This window comes from Halodesulfovibrio sp. MK-HDV (genome assembly GCF_009914765.1).
In the GTDB taxonomy this organism is placed as follows: Bacteria; Desulfobacterota; Desulfovibrionia; order Desulfovibrionales; family Desulfovibrionaceae; genus Halodesulfovibrio.
The window spans coordinates 43,819-60,163 of sequence record NZ_WYDS01000022.1 but is presented as its reverse complement, the minus strand read 5'-3'; the positions used below and the strand labels follow the sequence as shown (position 1 = coordinate 60,163).

At 50.8% G+C, this 16,345-nt stretch carries 19 protein-coding genes; all 19 read right to left on the bottom strand.

From position 1 onward, the window contains the following. Positions 1-4 precede the first annotated feature (4 nt). The 19 genes from MKHDV_RS15935 to MKHDV_RS15845 all read right to left on the bottom strand — a co-directional run bounded on the left by MKHDV_RS15935 (position 5) and on the right by MKHDV_RS15845 (position 16,227). Entirely contained in the window at positions 5-652 is a 648-nt protein-coding gene (locus tag MKHDV_RS15935; protein ID WP_160717041.1) for a hypothetical protein, read from the bottom strand. Next, the gene (locus MKHDV_RS15930) at positions 653-3,370 is read right to left on the bottom strand and encodes a hypothetical protein (RefSeq protein ID WP_160717039.1); all 2,718 of its coding nucleotides are present in this window, start codon (positions 3,368-3,370) and stop codon (positions 653-655) included. Beyond that, positions 3,367-3,780: an NlpC/P60 family protein gene (locus MKHDV_RS15925; protein ID WP_160717037.1), complete on the bottom strand. Its 414-nt coding sequence runs from the start codon at positions 3,778-3,780 to the stop codon at positions 3,367-3,369. Before MKHDV_RS15925 ends, MKHDV_RS15930 begins: the two co-directional genes overlap by 4 nt. After that, the gene (locus MKHDV_RS15920; protein ID WP_160717035.1) at positions 3,773-4,657 is read right to left on the bottom strand and encodes a hypothetical protein; all 885 of its coding nucleotides are present in this window, start codon (positions 4,655-4,657) and stop codon (positions 3,773-3,775) included. Before MKHDV_RS15920 ends, MKHDV_RS15925 begins: the two co-directional genes overlap by 8 nt. Further along, positions 4,657-5,013 carry a hypothetical protein gene (locus MKHDV_RS15915; protein WP_160717033.1) on the bottom strand — a complete coding sequence of 119 codons (357 nt, stop codon included), beginning with the start codon at positions 5,011-5,013 and terminating at the stop codon, positions 4,657-4,659. The genes MKHDV_RS15920 and MKHDV_RS15915 overlap by 1 nt, the downstream gene beginning before the upstream one ends. A 2-nt stretch (positions 5,014-5,015) precedes the next feature. Continuing rightward, a complete protein-coding gene (locus tag MKHDV_RS15910) occupies positions 5,016-7,535 on the bottom strand; it encodes a phage tail tape measure protein (RefSeq protein WP_160717031.1) in 2,520 nt (839 codons plus the stop codon). Further along, positions 7,532-7,744: a DUF1799 domain-containing protein gene (locus MKHDV_RS15905; RefSeq protein ID WP_160717029.1), complete on the bottom strand. Its 213-nt coding sequence runs from the start codon at positions 7,742-7,744 to the stop codon at positions 7,532-7,534. Before MKHDV_RS15905 ends, MKHDV_RS15910 begins: the two co-directional genes overlap by 4 nt. 116 nt (positions 7,745-7,860) lie before the next feature. Continuing rightward, positions 7,861-8,169 carry a hypothetical protein gene (locus MKHDV_RS15900; RefSeq protein ID WP_160717027.1) on the bottom strand — a complete coding sequence of 103 codons (309 nt, stop codon included), beginning with the start codon at positions 8,167-8,169 and terminating at the stop codon, positions 7,861-7,863. An 8-nt stretch (positions 8,170-8,177) separates the two neighbouring features. Then, entirely contained in the window at positions 8,178-9,128 is a 951-nt protein-coding gene (locus MKHDV_RS15895; protein WP_160717025.1) for a phage tail tube protein, read from the bottom strand. Positions 9,129-9,138: 10 nt separating this feature from the next. After that, positions 9,139-9,594: a hypothetical protein gene (locus MKHDV_RS15890; RefSeq protein WP_160717023.1), complete on the bottom strand. Its 456-nt coding sequence runs from the start codon at positions 9,592-9,594 to the stop codon at positions 9,139-9,141. Continuing rightward, the gene (locus tag MKHDV_RS15885) at positions 9,567-10,319 is read right to left on the bottom strand and encodes a hypothetical protein (protein WP_160717021.1); all 753 of its coding nucleotides are present in this window, start codon (positions 10,317-10,319) and stop codon (positions 9,567-9,569) included. The genes MKHDV_RS15890 and MKHDV_RS15885 overlap by 28 nt, the downstream gene beginning before the upstream one ends. Beyond that, the gene (locus MKHDV_RS15880; protein ID WP_160717019.1) at positions 10,319-10,681 is read right to left on the bottom strand and encodes a hypothetical protein; all 363 of its coding nucleotides are present in this window, start codon (positions 10,679-10,681) and stop codon (positions 10,319-10,321) included. The genes MKHDV_RS15885 and MKHDV_RS15880 overlap by 1 nt, the downstream gene beginning before the upstream one ends. Positions 10,682-10,689: 8 nt before the next feature. Further along, positions 10,690-10,881: a hypothetical protein gene (locus MKHDV_RS15875; protein ID WP_160717017.1), complete on the bottom strand. Its 192-nt coding sequence runs from the start codon at positions 10,879-10,881 to the stop codon at positions 10,690-10,692. After that, a complete protein-coding gene (locus tag MKHDV_RS15870; protein WP_160717015.1) occupies positions 10,874-11,284 on the bottom strand; it encodes a hypothetical protein in 411 nt (136 codons plus the stop codon). Before MKHDV_RS15870 ends, MKHDV_RS15875 begins: the two co-directional genes overlap by 8 nt. A gap of 9 nt (positions 11,285-11,293) precedes the next feature. Continuing rightward, a complete protein-coding gene (locus tag MKHDV_RS15865; protein WP_160717013.1) occupies positions 11,294-11,731 on the bottom strand; it encodes a peptidase M15 in 438 nt (145 codons plus the stop codon). Then, entirely contained in the window at positions 11,728-12,186 is a 459-nt protein-coding gene (locus tag MKHDV_RS15860) for a holin family protein (protein ID WP_160717011.1), read from the bottom strand. The genes MKHDV_RS15865 and MKHDV_RS15860 overlap by 4 nt, the downstream gene beginning before the upstream one ends. A gap of 96 nt (positions 12,187-12,282) precedes the next feature. After that, positions 12,283-14,538, bottom strand: coding sequence for a Mu-like prophage major head subunit gpT family protein (locus tag MKHDV_RS15855; protein ID WP_160717009.1), 2,256 nt, complete (start codon positions 14,536-14,538; stop codon positions 12,283-12,285). After that, positions 14,522-16,009 (bottom strand): phage portal protein, encoded by a 1,488-nt coding sequence (locus MKHDV_RS15850; protein ID WP_160717007.1) that lies wholly within the window; start codon positions 16,007-16,009, stop codon positions 14,522-14,524. The genes MKHDV_RS15855 and MKHDV_RS15850 overlap by 17 nt, the downstream gene beginning before the upstream one ends. Beyond that, the gene (locus MKHDV_RS15845) at positions 16,006-16,227 is read right to left on the bottom strand and encodes a hypothetical protein (RefSeq protein WP_160717005.1); all 222 of its coding nucleotides are present in this window, start codon (positions 16,225-16,227) and stop codon (positions 16,006-16,008) included. Before MKHDV_RS15845 ends, MKHDV_RS15850 begins: the two co-directional genes overlap by 4 nt. Positions 16,228-16,345 lie beyond the last annotated feature (118 nt).

The following is a 16,345-nucleotide window of genomic DNA, read 5'->3' as shown; positions in this document are numbered from 1 at the left end:
GCTCCTAAAGATACATGATGAACGGGATCGACATATACGGAGGCCTGTTTTCCATTGCAGAAGAGCCGCCTGCGCTGGTGACATAAGCACCGCTTACATTATACTGGTTGCTACTCACTGGATTTACCACTGACGCACTGGACCCCGAGTACTTATATGTCTTCAGCGAATGGTTATGGCTTTTCATTTGAGCAGAACTTTGAGTGATAGAGGAAGCACCACCTGTTTCCCCTTTGCCGCTTCCGTTTCCGCCTGAACAAACCGGAAAACGCCAGCGCATATTTGGAGTAGTTACTTGCCTTCCATCCGGAGAGGCATAGGTGCGTCCATCACAATATCCATACCGTCGATCTGGAAGCCCTGTTTTCACATCAATGGGGCGTCCATCCGAATTAATTGTTCCCCAAAACATTTCTACTTTGCCATGCACCGGTGTTTCTGGTGGAGGCGGCTCCGGAGCAAGCTCCTTCCACGTTACAGGTGCCGCATCAAGAAGCACCCAAAACGTGTTGGTATCAGTTTGCAAGGCGACCTTTTTTATATGAGAAGCATCAAGCGCAGTATCTGCCGTTCGTAGCGCAGCTGCGGCATACTCACGGAAGTGAATTACGTGGTTTTGATCCCCTTTAATGTCTCTGTGAAATCCACTCATTTAAAATACCTCCATAAGTTGCAGCACTTCGCCCGATTCGGTTTCGTACATCAGCGGCTCGAATCCGGATTGATCGTCCTTGATTACACGCAGCGGCCTAATTGTGCCTGTGCCCATCACATCTGGATCATAAAGAACCTCAGTTACTGCGCCGTCTGCCGGATTATCCGTGTGGCTTACTGCTATGCGGTAAAAGTTTTTATCTTCAATGCCGCGTAGGGTTATCTGCGTATTGCGGGTTGTTCCATACAGCTGCCAAGGCGTTATGCCTGCGCCAACCTTGCGGACAAAAATACGCCATGTGATGGCATTGCCTTGCCAAGAAAGATGCACCAGTTTTTTATGCAGCCCGTCTTCATCCACGGCCTGAACACTACACGTGAGATTACGCGCACCAATGTTGCCGGCATCACCATCAACAACCGGTAGATCTCCGGAATCGGCATACACTTCTTTTGCGTACTCGATGCCGGTAATCTCCACCTTGTTTTTACTGGTGCGACGGATGGAGGACACACGGAACAGATGCAACGCATCGTTCGCCTTGCCGACTGTGGCAACGCTGCCAACCTGAGGAATGGCAGAAAGGAACTCGGTTAATACAAGCTTGTTGGTTACGGTGTCTTCCACCACGGGCATTATGTCCGCCATGTCTATGCGTTCCTGCCCGTTGGAATTCTGAACGCTGCCATGCTTCACCTGCAGAGAGTACGGCGTGTTCTTTTTAAGCGTCACCGGCTGCGTAAGTGTAATCTGCGTTGCTGAGCCGCTATGCACTCTTGCAGACTCTCCCCAGTTCCAGTCGCGCACAACGGCCTGAACAACATGCCCGGGCTGAACGCTTGCGGCATCCACAGACATGGTGCGCTTGATGGTACGGGTAATGAACCTGTTGCAGTTAAGGCGGTAGCCTGCGTAACGCCATGCACTTTCAAAGCTGTTACAAGCTGCAAGCGTTATCTTTGCGATAGAAGGCAGCCGAGTTTTCAGCTGATGAAAATGCGGGCTGTGCCGGCGTAAAATCTGCCTACCTTTTTCCGGATCAAACCACGTTACCTCAACCGCCTCTGCACGTTCTTTAACGGGCAAGTAGTCGATGGAAGTGGAACCAAGCAGCGAGTTGGAGTCTGCCGCAATAAACGATTGATCCGGAAGCAGCACTGGCCTGTCTGAAATTACACCGTAACGAGTGCCGCGAGGGATTACACGGAACCGCCCGAAGCGCCCCAGCTCATCCCAAGCGCTTGCAAGATCTGTTTGCGTGTCCCAGTACATGTTGGAAGAAATGCCGAGGCTGTCGCACCATTCTGCAGCAGCTGCAAATTCATCCACGATCACGCGAGACTCTGGAAGCCCCGCACCAAATCGCGGATTTGTGGCCAGCTCTAGCGCCATCCATGCAGGATTGGTCAAGCTGCGTTCCACAAGGTCGCCGCTGCCATCGGGCAGCTGGGCAGTCATGCGCTTTGCGTTGCAGGTAATACGGTAGCTATCGAACGAACCGGAGAACTGATCTGTAGCCAGTCCCTTGAGCGCAAAGCAGGCTGTGTACGGGTGTCTAAAATCGTCTGGAACAATTTCCTGCACGTATTCCCACCACACATCATTTACGTAGCGGGTTGCGTCGGAAGGCGGCTGCACCGCAAGCTTTGCCCTGTACGCGTGCCTTGATTTTGGCAGATCAAACCGCCAGAACTTGCGAACAGCAGTGCGCTGCGCCGCTGATATTGTGTGTGTTGCAAGGCGCTGCCAGTTTGTGGTTCCATGCGGTGCGCGCTCTATGGCAATTTGCACCTGCGTTGTACCAAAGCTGCCATTGTCGTTGGCGTAGTACAGACCGGAAGGACAAGAGATGCCAAAGCCTGCCGCCTGAATTGCATCACCTTCACCATCAAAATATGTCCATTCGCTGTGGGTTAATTTCATGGATACAGCGCGTTCAAACACACCATCCTGAAAGCCCTTCAGCGGTGCTTGCAACGCAGTACCGGAGGTATGCTCAATAGTTACATCGCTGTATTGAGCAACCGGCATTCCTTTAATACAGAAATTTGAAAGTTCGAGCTCACCTTCACCCACTCCGTAGAGCGCATTAATGAACTGCTTATTGCCATCTGTGCTTATATACTGCGACAGCTTGAACGGCAGCACGTTGTTGCAGTCACCTTGCACGATAGCAACGGGAGAACCGTTTTTGCTTGGGTTAGCAGCGCGCCATGCATACGTGGGGGAATCCTCTGTTACATCGCTAGCGCCGGCTTGGGTAGGCTTGTCTGGTGGAAGTACGGCATTGACCAACATTGTGCCCGCCATGCCTACAACTGCGGTTGTAACACCTGCAACTACGGCAGCACTACTCGCCGCAATTGTTCCTGCTTTGAGCAGGCCTGCTGCATACCATTGGCCTGTGTATGCGGCCACAATGGCAACTGCCACCATTGCGATCATCTTTAGCGGATTCTTACCACCGCCGCCTCCACCGCCACGTGGAACCACACGAAAGAGCACTGCATCATTCGGCTTTACGCGGTACAACTCTGCTTCAAAGTCGGTCACTTCATGCCCGTTTACAGAGCAGATCACGTCGAGCCCACAAGGCACATCGATGCGCTCCGGAACAAGATCGTGCAGCTTCATTCCGGCTTGCCACGGCACAGCCTGTTTAACGCAGGAAAGTGGATCAATAAAATTCAGCTGCTCATATACGAGAACATTCATCCCACGTACCTCCAGAAGCTGTGAAAGTATCGCGGCCACGGTGCAGCATCGAGGCGATCAGTGTGTATGCCGCTAGTCTTCTGCACATGCACAAACACACCGTTGCCAAGGAACACGCCAAAGTGATTGCACACATCCGGTCGAATGGTGGCCATTGCCACAAGGCACGGCACCTGCGGAGTATTAATGCGCGCCCATAATGGAGACACACAAGCCGCCTCGTAACGCTTAGTTACAAGATCGAAGTTGTCCGGATGCTCTGTGTAATCTGGAACCTCCACGCCAAAGTGTGCAAAGATCGCCATCACAAAGCCCCAGCAATCAAACTGGTGAACGCCATGTGCATCCAGTTCGCCGCGCCCTTCTGGAACATAGCGACCGTTGCAGAGCGCACGCAGAGCATTATCCATACACGCCTCCTTGTTCGACCGTTGGAAACGCGCCTATGTATTCGCTGCGGTTGTAATTAGCCCTGCACATGGCAAGGGTGTGGTTGCACAGCGCGTAATACTGGCATTGTTCAGCGGTGCGCCAGTGGCAAAAATCACGATTGATTGTACGGGCCGGAATGGGAGCCGTGCCCACATCATCTATGCCAAGCTTAATTTCGCACTTGTCCATAGGCGCTGGCAGGCTGATGCCGTCATCAATAAAATGCCATTCACCCACCGGAACCGGATCATCAAGCAAGCCAGTGTTCACCACCAGCAAGCTTATCTGTACAAACTCATTACCGTGCAGCTTGCGCCATGCATCCAGCTGCTCAAGATACGGCTGCATAACGCCGCCGCCATTGCCGATGGAAAGAGAAAGGCCGCGAGTCTCATACGAGTCCGACTCCTCAATATCCCCCGGCAAAAAGTCCATTGCCTGCCACAGGCCGCCTTGGTCTGCCAGCACGCAAAACGGTTTCCCAGCATCAAGCCTAGAAACATACAAGCGGTACTGCGTATTCGGCAGCGCAGCAAAAGTACTGGAGGAAGGCGCAACAAAGGTTTCTATGGTGTGCCATGTGCCGCCTTGCAGCTGCTGAAAAAGTATTTCGCCGGTGAATTCTCCGGTAACGGATGCTTCCACGTATTCGGCGTTGGTGTTCGTCACCGTCAGCACATCCGCGACTTGTTCAACGTACTGCTGCACACCTTTGGTGGAAGGAAACACAAGGGAATGCGGATTACGCGCAAGGCGTATTTCATCGCCATCCGGCAGGGTAAGCTTGGCAAGCAGCACGTAGCTGTGCTCGGAGTGCGTGCGGTTGCGTTCAATGCACTGAGATAAACTAGGCACTACTTCACCTCGTTTATGGGCTTAATCACGGTAGTCACCTGCGCATAATTGGGCAGCTTTGCAATGGGGTTCCACTTAATCGGCTCTTCACCGGAAAAACGAGCCTCCCATTGTTCTCCGGAGAAAGGATCTGTCCACAAAAACAGGCTTGCCCTGTGCGTCTTCTGAAAGTTTCTCAAGGTGGCAAGCTGAGTTTTATGCATCCAATTCCACGACAAGGTAATGGGCAGGCAACGCGGCGCAGCAAACTGCGGTCTTGCTGCATCGTCTCCACTTTGAAATTCATCTTCGAGCAGTGGATCACGAATGCCGGACGGGCATGCGGTCGGTAGTGGAATGTTTGGCCAGTTATCCATAGCTATCTTTTGCCTCCCAAATTATCACGCATACCGTTGGTGTTGTTTTTGTAGCCACGCATCCACATGTCACACACCCAGCGTTCACCATCAAAGAATGACTCTTCGTTGGTTACTTCGGATTTTATGCCATCCTCATTGGTAATGTTGATGTTAATTTGTGGCGCTGCAGATGGGGTATTACGCATACGCTCGTAGCCCGCGTTTTGTTCGCGGGTAAGAACCCGTTCGCCAACTTCTGCAATAATCGGAACTTCACCCGGGCGCAGGATAGTGCCGCCGGAATGGTAGCGATCGGCTCCGGAGAAAAGAGAAGTCGGAACGCTGCGAGTAAATGTTGCGGACTGGCCAACAAGGCCGCCAGTGTGAAGACCGGAAACAACGCCGTTACCCATGTTGTAACCGCCGCCTGTTCCGGTAGAAGAACCAGCAGTGCCGCCAACATTGTTGCCGCCAATAAATGATTTGGAGAACGAATCAAAGATGCCGCCCAAACCATCAATTAATGGCTGAGTAACATAGATGCGCATTAAGGAGCGAATGATCGCGTTGGCCATGTTCTCAAAGTTTACTTCTGCGCCGCTTGCCATTTCTCCCATTGCATCACCAACGTTACTGGCTACAGTTTCGCTGGCCTTTTGCATGGAGCCCGTGCTTTCCTGCCAGGCTTTTTCAGCATCCTTTGCGGCGCTCTTGTGTGCTTTGGCCATGGCTCTGGCTTGACGTTTTGCCGCCAGCTCAAAAGCTCTGTCCATGGCTTCATCACGATCTGAATAATAGGAGTCCATGTTGTTCAGGTCGTAGGCGTAGGAAGAATTTTTATCTATTTTGAGTTTTGACCAAAGTGTATCTGCGCCGGCAATAGTCACGTTAAGAGGATTAGCCTTTGTACCTTTGGGAGTATCTTTTCCGCCGGCTGCTGTTTTAGTTGTGGACTTAACTGGCGGAGCACTGTTCGCAAATTGACGCGAGGCAAGCTCTAAGCGCTGGGCTTCCAACTTGATCTTCAGGGCATCGATCTTCTTTGTAACCTCAGCAATTTTCTCATCATAAAATTGTTGATCTTTCGTGTAGTAGGAACTTTTACGCTTGTGCACATAACGCGAACGCTCTTCCTTTAATCCTTCAAGTGTTCCGCGCCGCGCTATAATTTCTTTGGCTCTGCTGTTGCCATAGGGACTGGTGAGATGTTCAACCCAGCTCATCTCCCCAGTAGCAATCAAAGAGAGCTCTTCAGAAATGTCCTGAACGTTTTCTACTGCCACACCAAGTAACGCCAAAACAGCAGCACCTTTCGGCCCAAACAACATACCGCCAATCAGTCCCATGCCGGAGGCTTCTTTCATCCAATCTGGAAGAGAGTGAAAGACACCAAACAGGTCTCCCGTCCCACTAGCTACAGAGGTCAGTACCACCCGAACATCTTCACCCCAGCCTTTAATCTCTGTCTTGTTCTGGCCGACCCACGTTGTAAGATCTGTCATCCCACTTTTAACAAGCGGCAGCAGCTCAGTGCCCAAATCAACAAGAGTGTTTCCCAGTTGATTTTTGAGGGCTTCTTCCATTGCCTGAGAAGTGGTGAGCCAGCGCTTCCAAGCTGCGTTACTGCCGCCAACGCCTTGCTCAACAGCGGCAATATTACTAGTCAGCGTCTCAAAGGAATTGGAGAACAAAGCATTCAGTCCAATAAGCGCTTCGGAACTTTCAAACACTTTGCCCAGGGCAACGCCGGACTTTTCAGATTCTTCTTTAACGGCACGCAGGGCACCCACAAAACCTTTATCTGCAACAAGCGCCTTGCCGGATGCATAACCCATTTTAGTGAGCAGCTTTTGCATGTTCTCAGTCGGCTTGTACAAGCCCATAAGCACAGCTTTGTACTGCGTCGCCGCCTGCGACGTGCTGCCAGCTGTCTGTGTTACGTGGGCAAGTGCGCCACCAAGCTCTGCCGTATTCAATCCCAACGCATGAGAAAGCGTGGAAAGATCACCAACAACCGGAACCAGCTCTGCAAAACTGGTTTGACCTACCTTCTCAATGGAGAACAGCAGATCACTGGCCTCGGCTGCGTTTTTAACTTCGCCGCCAAAGCCCGCCATTGTTTTGGTCAGCGCTTTTACAACATCATCCTGCGCGGTATGGGCTGCCTTGGCAGATTTTGCAGAAGTAACCAGCACTTCCATAGCCTTGGCAGGGTCTGTCACACCGGAGGAAATCACCTGATAGTACCCGCGCATAAGTTCGGTTGCATTACCAAGCTCTGGAGGCAAACTCATAATCTCTGTGCGGATTAAGCCAAGTTCGCGAGTGGTAACCTTGCTCATATCCGTAAGCGCTGTTTCAAAGTCCCGTGCCTGCTGGTACATCTCCATACCACCAAGCCCAAGCCCCAACCCTGCAACTGCAGAATTAAGGCTGAATACTTTACGCTTTAAATTTTCCACCTGCATGCCCGTTCTGCGGAACACACCAGTAGCGGTATCTTTAGCGGAGATTACAATGCGAGTACTTACGGTGCTCATGCTGCGTCCTCATCCGTTTTTACGTTTTGCAATACATGCAATTCAAGCCCACGCAGTATGCGGTACGTTGGCGGCGTAAGTTCAATATCCAGCACTTCGGCCACGGCCTTAACTGCTGCCATATCAAGTCCAGTGCGAACGCCAAAACTCACACGCCATTGTGTCTGAATCTCAAGCCATAGCGTCCATGCATCAAAGCACTGGGGCAAAAGCCTTGGAGCATCCTGTATGTAGTTACAGGCAGAACACTCCTTGCCGCCGTGGGTCTTGCGGCATTCTCTGCAATATTCTGTGCGGTCCGGGTTCGTAAAAAAGTCCCAGACCGCTATGCATTTTTTAAAAGTGTCTCTATTACTTCCACCGGCACAGCAGCGGAGAACTGTTCTGTAACAGTGGCAAGCACCATAAGTTCTCTGTTGGGTAGTTCGTCAAAACCGTCTGCAATCTGCGGGTACAGGTCTTTTAAAATCCACTCCATGTGATCCTGCACGGCCTGCGTTGCGGCATCATCGTCCTTGTCTTTCTGTGCTGCTTTACGCAGTGCATTCAGCTCCTGCATCTGCGAACGGGTCATAGACTTCACGTCCACTTCAACATCACCAACGATCACTGCAAGCTGTTTTACTTCGCTCATATCAACTCCTATGTAAGGCTGTACGTTTCAACATCGTTGGTTACGGTCACGCGGATAGCATCAAGCGAAGGAGTGCTTGCGAAACCTTGGAAGGAGTAACTTTCCTTAATACCCTTGGGGCCTTCAATGGCAGGAGAAGCACGGTTAATCTTGGCTTCTGTCAGCTCAATAAGCAGCTTGGTTGCACCTAAAACGTACTCAACTGCAAAGCTTACAGTTGCGTTGTCCGCACCTTTTTGCAGCAAGGTTTTGTCTGTAAACAGCGCAGTAATGTTGCCGGAGATCCCAAGCACGCCTTCTGCAATGCTGCCGCGTTCACCGCCACCGCCAACACAATAGGAGTCAGCATCAAGGCCGCAATCCAAGCTAAGAGAGAATTCTGTGATGCGGTCAGAAAGCGCCACGTTGTCCATTTTGATAGTCGCTTGGAAGTTCTGGTACTGCTGAGAGGCAAGCTGTACAGGACTGGCTACAGCTGCAGCTGAGTTACTGTTTTCACCTGCGCCAATAAGACCGATATCTGCTGTAACTTCACCTTCAGACGTTACAGAAAGTGCAAGGCTGGATGCTTTAATGCCGTAGCCCAGCATGTAGCTAGATAGTTCCGGAAACTGCTTTTCAATCCACAAGGAAGGCTGTGTTTCATTGGGAGTAAAAACGTGTTTGAAATTATCGCCATCAGCTGTTGATGTAGGCAGGCCGAACAATGCGATCAGCCAGATCAAAAAGGTTTGTGCATCCACCGGCACAACAATGTTGCCTGAGTAATCCGTATTGCCGGCACTCGGTGCGGAAGGGCTTCTGCTGCCTGTAACCACGCTTGATGTGTTCAACGTGCGCGATGCACCGCCGGAAAAGCTTACGCGCGGCATAACAGTTCCCTTTGCGCCTGCACCTGCCTTGTATGCGCCCTCAAATCCGGCAACAACCTTGGCGCTACTTCCTTTTGCCTGTGTCATAAAATTCTCCTTATAAGTCGGCTCCGCCGATGCAGGTAGAGCCAGTAACCGTTACGCGCAATTCTCTGTACAGCAACGGAAAGTCGGAAAGCTCGTACAGGTCTGTCACTTCGCCAATGTAAAAACCGTCTTCCCCGTCTTGCAGCGCTTGCAAAACTAGGAAACCAAAATTTGTGGCAAGCTGCTTTAGTCCTGCCAGTTCATCATCCACAAAGCGCTCATCGTTCACCGTCAGGATCACGCGGATGGTTGTTGCATGCTCTGCAATTCGCCCAAACTTTCCACTCTCCGGAACAAGTGCGATCAACGGGCAATCTTCTTCTCGCGGAAGCGCAGCCATGTTGATGCCCTGCAAAACACGCAAAGGCTGCTCATACTCAGCCAGCGCCCATGCATTCAATGCGGCGTGGTTACGCAGTGCAGCTGCAAAACTTTCAATTATCTTCCAACTGGTAGCAGAGGCCATACGCTTCCCTTTGATTTCTGAATGATGCTGTAAATTCGCTTTTCAACGATCTGCGGCAACTTCGGATTCATAAGATCAAACACCGGCTGAATAATAGGACGCTCTGGTTGCTCGAGCACGGTTGTGTTTTTGCTGATGGGAACACCGGCTGCCCAAAAAGCCCGACGCATTTTATCTGTCACCGGCTGCCTGCGGGTAAAGTTCATGCTGCCATCTGCGCCGCGTTTACCGGCCTGAACTGCTTCTGCTGCTTTTGCAGCTGAAGGAGTTAAAAAGCCGATGCGTACAACCTGACTGTCCGGATAATATTTGTAGCGTACGGTGTTTGCTAAGCTGCCCTGAAAAGAATGCTCGCGTCCTAAACGTCCCCATCGTTTCCAACGGGTCATGTCCCTTGTGGGAGTCGCGCCGTTTCTCTCCAGCCACTTTTGCTTTTTACTTTTGCGCTTAAACCCAAGCTTGCTCTGTGCGCTCTGGCTGCCTTGTCCCGCAGATTTCAGCATGTGCATGCGCCGATACTGACGCATGAGAGAAACTTTGGGGTTAGAGTTCGCAGGGCTGCCGCCTGCATAGATTGCACCGCTGATTGCTTGTTTGTACCGCCAGCCCACATGGCGCAGCGCTCTGCCAAACTCATTAGGAAAGTGCTTTGCAAGCCATTCCATTTGGCCTTGTGCCTCATCTTCCACTCGGCACAAGGCCATGCTGCCATGCAACTTTGCCATTACAGCCCGCCAAGGCGTGTGTTTGTTACCAGCGCCAACATGTAGCCAACAAACTTGCCGTTGTGTGGCCTGCCAATGGGCTTAAAATCCTGCATGGTGAACTTGGTTCCAATGCTGTCTGTAACCGCCACTTTTGCACTCAAACCGGTCGGCAAATCGCTTCCAACCACACGCGCCACAAACCAGTTTGTTTCATCTCGCTGGCGGTATTCGCGCACCCAATTGGGAGCATCGGGCACAGAACTGATCATCATATTGATGGGCGTATCTGCCTTGTTCTGTGTTAGCGTCACAGTTTCCCCGTGCTCCTCAATCAGGACGGCAAGGTCGCGTTGTTGAATTTCAAAGAATGAGTCGTTCATGGCGCTGCCTATTTTTTCTCAAACGTAATGCCGTGTTCTGCTAGAATCTCGTATGGATCTTTAGAAGCTTCTTTCATGTTTCGGATTGATTCAGGGGTAACATTTCCAGAGCGGCATAAGTCGATAATCCCCTGAACAATGTCGGGACCAACTTCGAGAGTGAGCTCGATAATATTGAGAATCTTGTCGTTTCTACTCATCGCTTTTTTCCTTCAGTTCGGTGTATGCGCCTTTAGCTTCGTGCCAATAGGTTTTGAGTTCATCAAGTCGGGTTCGTGCTAGGGAAACCGCAGCATTTAAAGAAATGCGTTTTACCTCCTTATTGACAGAATCACCGGATTCTTCTGCAATTTTGTATTCTTCCAAGGCGGTACAGGCAGCTTTCCAGCTGCTGTGATATATGGCGGCAATATGCGCTACACGGGCAACTGTATCTTTGGTGATGAAGCCTTGTTTAAAGGCAACTGCGGAACCGTCCATAATGCCGTTGTAGGCAATGTCACATGCCTTCAAAACCGTTGCGGTATTCTTCGCCAAGTCATCACAGCCCGCCAGCGGCAGGCAAAAAACAATTACCAGGGCAAATGCAACGAGTCGTTTCATGATGTTCTCCTATGGGTAGATCTTCAAAAGACCGTTTGCTGTGTTGTGATTGCGGGTATCAAAATGAAACCAGCTCACATTCATTTCAATGCAGGTAATGTACTGGTACGCTTCGTCGTCAGGATTCTCTAAGATGTGAACGCGGACTTCTTCAGCTGGATATTTCTTAAAGATTATGTCCCCAGCGCGGCCAAACTTATGGGAGGAAAGATCAGCACCCACAGGACAATCAAAGGGACGCCATCCACGAAACTGGTTACGTCCGTTCCAGTACCAGTCATTCATTGTGGCAGTGCCGAAACGCTCCTGCAGGCGATCAAGCGTCCACAACATGCGCGGATCAAAAAGCCCCCAGCCGGTTGCTTTTGAAAGTACGGAATATTGGTATTTGGGCAGCAGCTCATACAACGCAAAATGGTCTGTTCTGTAGCCTGTAAGGTTTCTCATTTAGAACCTCCCTGTGGCAGCTGGCATTCGTGCAAACAGTCGCGGTAATTTTTTAAGCGATCGCGTAACGCCTGCGGAATTGGCACCCCAAAAAAAGATAAATGCTCGATACAGGAAAGAGCTTCTGTGACGCATAGATAAGAGATCATCAAATCTCGTATGGGCAGAAGGTTGCCCAGGGAAAACTCGGTAAGCCCCATTACAAGAATCGTGATCATGTAGAGCACAATTTTAAAAAGTCCTGCTCTGAATTTGTGTCTGGAAAGACTGCCAAGTCGCCATGCGCGTTTAAATCCAAGAACAAAATCCAGCACCCACAATGCTACAAGGGCAGACATGAGCGGGACGGAACCACCAAACACAGCACCAAGCGCAGCACCGAGTAAAGCTGAGGTGCCTTTTAAATCTGCGTTGCTGGTAAATTGTTGTAGATACGTCTGTACTAGTTCCTGCATCTTGTTTCCTTATTGCCCTGTCCGGCGTGTGGAGGAGAGCACAGCCAGACAGGGCGGTCGTGGAGGAGGGGATCTATTCGTGGAACTTTGTTGCTATTAGGCTGGTGCAGGCCCCGGGTTCATGTACATGCCTCGGTGATCCATGAGACCTACGCCCATGCACTGGCGGATTTTGTATTTGATGCCGTCAGAGTTAAAATCTTCGTCTTCAAAGATTTCAGGCTGGCGGTTGCCGTCGAGGTACGCGATTTCGATTGTGTCCACCTGATTCGGGTCAGCCACGGTGTACCAAGCGCCTTCGCTGTGATCGTCAAGGCGTGGATCAGAAACCGGTACAAGGCTGTTCTGGAACACGTTGGTCACACCTGCGTTGTTACCTTCCGGAGCGGACATGGAACGCAGCATGACTTCTGCGTCAGTTTCCAGCGTGGTCGGTACAAGTAAGCTGCGCGGGCGAATATCTAGCGTCGCGCCTTTTAATCCTTTTTGCTTACGCATGGCTTTGCGTGCTGCAGAAAGTGAAGCGGTACTAATTTTTCCAGCCTCTGCTGTTGGGCACAGGTTGCCATGATCAGCGCAAAACAATTTTTTGCCATCGGCCATGCTAGGGTTGCTTGTGATAAGGCCGTAAACGAGGTCACCTTGTTTGCGACGCGCTGCTGCACCGAAAAGAAGCGGAATGCGAGTGAAGGCTCGCAAGTTGTCGTTTACGATCATCTCGTAAGAGAGGCGGAGGATTTCACCGTATTTGCCAATGTGGTAGCTTTCTCCGCTATCGGAGAGAGTTTTCACTGGGTAGTCGGCGTTTTCAGCGATGAGATCCATATCTGGAGCTTCAGAAAGTGCTACCCCGTGCATTTCTTTAAAGTCGGATGCACTTACAATGCTGACCAATCCTTCAAAGGTAATAGGGGATTCTGCGTAGGCTTTTTGCAAAGCTACGTTTGCCACATCGCGGAACACGTGAATAAAATCTGCGGTCGAAGCGTGGAGCCGTGCTGCAGGCTTCAGAATTTCACGTGCAATCTGGTCAGGACTCATTTGCAGAACAGGCATGTTGGAGCGGGAAAGCTGCATGGCTGCCAAGCGTAAAAGAGACATGCCGGTGAACTCGTTTGCACCGTCAGAAAGCTTTTCTTTAGTTGTCAAACCTAGGCGGTAGCAAAGTCCTTCAGCAGCAAGCTTACGGATTTTGTCTGATTCACTTGTGCCTTCAGTTAAGCCGCCCACACCAAAGGAAGGAGTGCGCTGGGAGGCAAGGTCAACTCCAAGAGAAAGGGCATCTTCTTTAGAAGTTCCCTTGTTGATGTGTTCCTGAACAAAGTCTTCACCAAGACTTAGCTTTGCGGCTATCTGGTGAATATCAGCTGCACGGGTGCGTTCTGCCGTAAGTCTTTGATCAAGCTGCTGGGCAACAATGGTTTTTACATTGGCTGCCTCCGGAGCTGGAGCACCGCCGGAAAGGTTAACTGCAGGTGCTGGTGTCGTTGGCTGTGGTGTTTCTTCAGTCCCACCGTCATCAGGTCCTGCAAGGTGTCCGCCTGCAGCAAGCGCTGCCCAAATTGCAGACTCTGCTGCATTCTCTCCAAGGCTAAGATTAAGTTTTGCAAGAGCAGCTTCCACCTCTGCATCGGAGGCGTCGGCGGCAAGACCTAAGGCCAGCTTCAATTCTTTTGAGTATTCCATAAAAAACTCCGTATTATTTGTGGGGCAGCTCATAGCTATTGCCGCCGTTTCACCATCTGCTCCCAACGAGCAAATGCTGTTTTCTTTCATTTCGCTTTCTTCCCAAATGTAAAGCGGGCCAATAACTTCGCGCCCGTTCACTTTGTTTTTTGCGTCTTTTTCTAAGAACCGAACCTTGTGCGCCCAGATGCCCATTGATGCCTGCCAAGGGAAACCGTCGTCTGCCAGTTCCAGAACTTCAGCTGCATCTGCGGTGTTATGGAATTTGCCAAAGCAGAAGAGCTGGTTGTTCTTTTTGGAAACCTTGTCATGCGTACCCACGATGCGATCGCGCGCATGTTCACGTAAACACGGGAAGGTGGCCTTATGTTTGATGCCCTTCACATTGATAATGAATGAGTACCACTCCAGGTGAACAACATCGCCGCTGTATGCGAGGATGGAGAAGCGCCGTTCTTGTGTTTGCTCTTCATCGCTTTCACTAAGGAATTCAACAGGAGCAAACAGACGCATCATGCCGTTGCCGCCGTCTGCAAGGTTGTGCTGGTTCCAAATTGCGGAGGCTTCTGCCACCGCGTCAGCATCGTTTTTCCCTGCATTCTTCAGTTGGGAAACAGCGCGCTTAAAGAACGCCTGCTTGCCTTCGCCTTTACGCGGTTTCAGCATCGGTCTGCTCCTTATCTTCCAGTCCGGCATCTTTGGTCAGCTGCTTTGCACGGGCTTGCTTCTTCACGTTGTCTTCATAGTTGCGACCTCGTGCAGCTGCAGCATCGATGCTGTTCTCAAGTCCAAGTTCCATAAGCACCTTGGTTGCGTTCGCATCCTGCAGCGGGTTGATGTATTCCCAGCCGGGGGTTTGCCAAGCCACTGGCACGGATTCAGTGCTGATAAATTCGAACAAATAGGCAAACTTGCACCACAGCTCAAAAGCAGGATCAAGCGCATCTTCAATAAGAGATTGCTGCTGCTCCATGTAGCCGCGCCGTTCTTTTGAAATGGCTTGGCGCACGCTGGAGAAAGAAGCGGCTGTAAAATCGTTGGTGAATGTTTCGTAAGACTGACCAACACCGGTGGATGTAGATTGCAGATTGTTTCGCGAGTAATCGCTGTAGGTGTTGCTAGGGCGCGGGTTGGAGATAGTCTCCAGGTCAAGTCCTTCCGGAAGGCGGGTAATAGAACCTGGATTAATGAATGCTTCTGTTGCAGGGATTCTTGCCTTGTCAGCACTAGTGGCAGAACTTGCGCTACCATCAAGGCCGCGTCCGGCATGTGGCTGCCCAGAAGTTTCTTTCACAATAACGGAGAAGGCTGCTGCAAGGCGCGCAGCCAGACGTTCGAAGTTCTGGTACTGCTCAAAGTCACGCAGAATAACGACGATACTGGCAAGTCGTGGAATAGGGAGAGACTGTGAAGCGCGATCAGGATCTGCAATGAGGAGGCACTGGTTGGCATCAATGCGTTTGGATTTGTACAAGCTGCCACGCACCATCCCGTGAGTACTTCCCGGGTGGTTTTCAAATAGCCAGAACGCAACTACAAAGCCTTCAGAGTTGTATTCGATTCCGTGTTTAATCACGTTACCGCTCTCAAGCTCTGCATTAAGCATGTGATCGAGATGATCTACTTCAAGCAGTTCTAAATTGAGTGGAACTACGCCACGTTCATGCAAGGTTTTAGACGGTGCGAAATACCAGAATATTCCGCCATCCTGCCACAGGTGCGTCACTGTCTGTTTCAGCTTGCGACGCAGCTTTACCTGCCTGCTCCAGCGTTTCCACTCATGTTCTATGTTGGTGTTTTCAGCTTTTTCTGTGAGCTGCACTTGTGGGATAATCCCTTTAAACACAACATTGTTGCCCATTTCACGCATCGCACCGGCAAGGTTAGGGTTGTTTCTAACCAGCTGCCGGCATTCTGCGCGGGCATTGCTCATGTCTTTTGTGATCAGCTCATCAGCAGATTTATTGTTGGGGCGCATGGCATGCGGTTTCCGCTGGCGAGAACCAGCAGCATACAAATACTGCTGGTTCCGCTCTGCACGATACTGCATAGCCGCGTGGGGATTTTTCACGGCAAGCACGGAGCATACGAGGTCTGTTAACCCGTCATAAAATTTGGAACGCTGAACTTCACTCATACAAATGTCACCGGTGTTTGTGTGAAGGAAGCATTGTCAGCGTTAAGTTCGTACTGGAGCTCTTTAATTTTCATCTGAACAGTACGAAGATCGGCACGTGTATACGTGGTGCCATCAATGGTCTGCGATTGGTGTCCGTTTAAGATTGCCTTCTCACACGCAAGGTACAAAGCAAGGCGCTCTTCAGTGGTAATTTGTGCTGGTTGTAAATCTGACATGCTGCCCCCTGTAAATAAAAAAGGCTAATCAAACCGAGATGGTGTGATTAGCCGTTAGCTTTACATATTGGGGGAGAGAGGAGGGAGTAGGAAACTCCTATTAATAGGACTTTCCTAC

Excerpts from the sequence above, each read along its gene's own strand:
- MKHDV_RS15930 (WP_160717039.1), bottom strand. The coding sequence starts at position 3,370 with ATGAATGTTCTCGTATATGAGCAGCTGAATTTTATTGATCCACTTTCC.
- MKHDV_RS15895 (WP_160717025.1), bottom strand. The coding sequence starts at position 9,128 with ATGACACAGGCAAAAGGAAGTAGCGCCAAGGTTGTTGCCGGATTTGAG.
- MKHDV_RS15915 (WP_160717033.1), bottom strand. The coding sequence starts at position 5,013 with ATGGATAACTGGCCAAACATTCCACTACCGACCGCATGCCCGTCCGGC.
- MKHDV_RS15885 (WP_160717021.1), bottom strand. The coding sequence starts at position 10,319 with ATGGCAAAGTTGCATGGCAGCATGGCCTTGTGCCGAGTGGAAGATGAG.
- MKHDV_RS15855 (WP_160717009.1), bottom strand. The coding sequence starts at position 14,538 with ATGCTGAAACCGCGTAAAGGCGAAGGCAAGCAGGCGTTCTTTAAGCGC.
- MKHDV_RS15910 (WP_160717031.1), bottom strand. The coding sequence starts at position 7,535 with ATGAGCACCGTAAGTACTCGCATTGTAATCTCCGCTAAAGATACCGCT.
- MKHDV_RS15850 (WP_160717007.1), bottom strand. The coding sequence starts at position 16,009 with ATGAGTGAAGTTCAGCGTTCCAAATTTTATGACGGGTTAACAGACCTC.
- MKHDV_RS15935 (WP_160717041.1), bottom strand. The coding sequence starts at position 652 with ATGAGTGGATTTCACAGAGACATTAAAGGGGATCAAAACCACGTAATT.
- MKHDV_RS15865 (WP_160717013.1), bottom strand. The coding sequence starts at position 11,731 with ATGAGAAACCTTACAGGCTACAGAACAGACCATTTTGCGTTGTATGAG.
- MKHDV_RS15900 (WP_160717027.1), bottom strand. The coding sequence starts at position 8,169 with ATGAGCGAAGTAAAACAGCTTGCAGTGATCGTTGGTGATGTTGAAGTG.
- MKHDV_RS15925 (WP_160717037.1), bottom strand. The coding sequence starts at position 3,780 with ATGGATAATGCTCTGCGTGCGCTCTGCAACGGTCGCTATGTTCCAGAA.
- MKHDV_RS15875 (WP_160717017.1), bottom strand. The coding sequence starts at position 10,881 with ATGAGTAGAAACGACAAGATTCTCAATATTATCGAGCTCACTCTCGAA.
- MKHDV_RS15860 (WP_160717011.1), bottom strand. The coding sequence starts at position 12,186 with ATGCAGGAACTAGTACAGACGTATCTACAACAATTTACCAGCAACGCA.
- MKHDV_RS15845 (WP_160717005.1), bottom strand. The coding sequence starts at position 16,227 with ATGTCAGATTTACAACCAGCACAAATTACCACTGAAGAGCGCCTTGCT.
- MKHDV_RS15870 (WP_160717015.1), bottom strand. The coding sequence starts at position 11,284 with ATGAAACGACTCGTTGCATTTGCCCTGGTAATTGTTTTTTGCCTGCCG.
- MKHDV_RS15880 (WP_160717019.1), bottom strand. The coding sequence starts at position 10,681 with ATGAACGACTCATTCTTTGAAATTCAACAACGCGACCTTGCCGTCCTG.
- MKHDV_RS15890 (WP_160717023.1), bottom strand. The coding sequence starts at position 9,594 with ATGGCCTCTGCTACCAGTTGGAAGATAATTGAAAGTTTTGCAGCTGCA.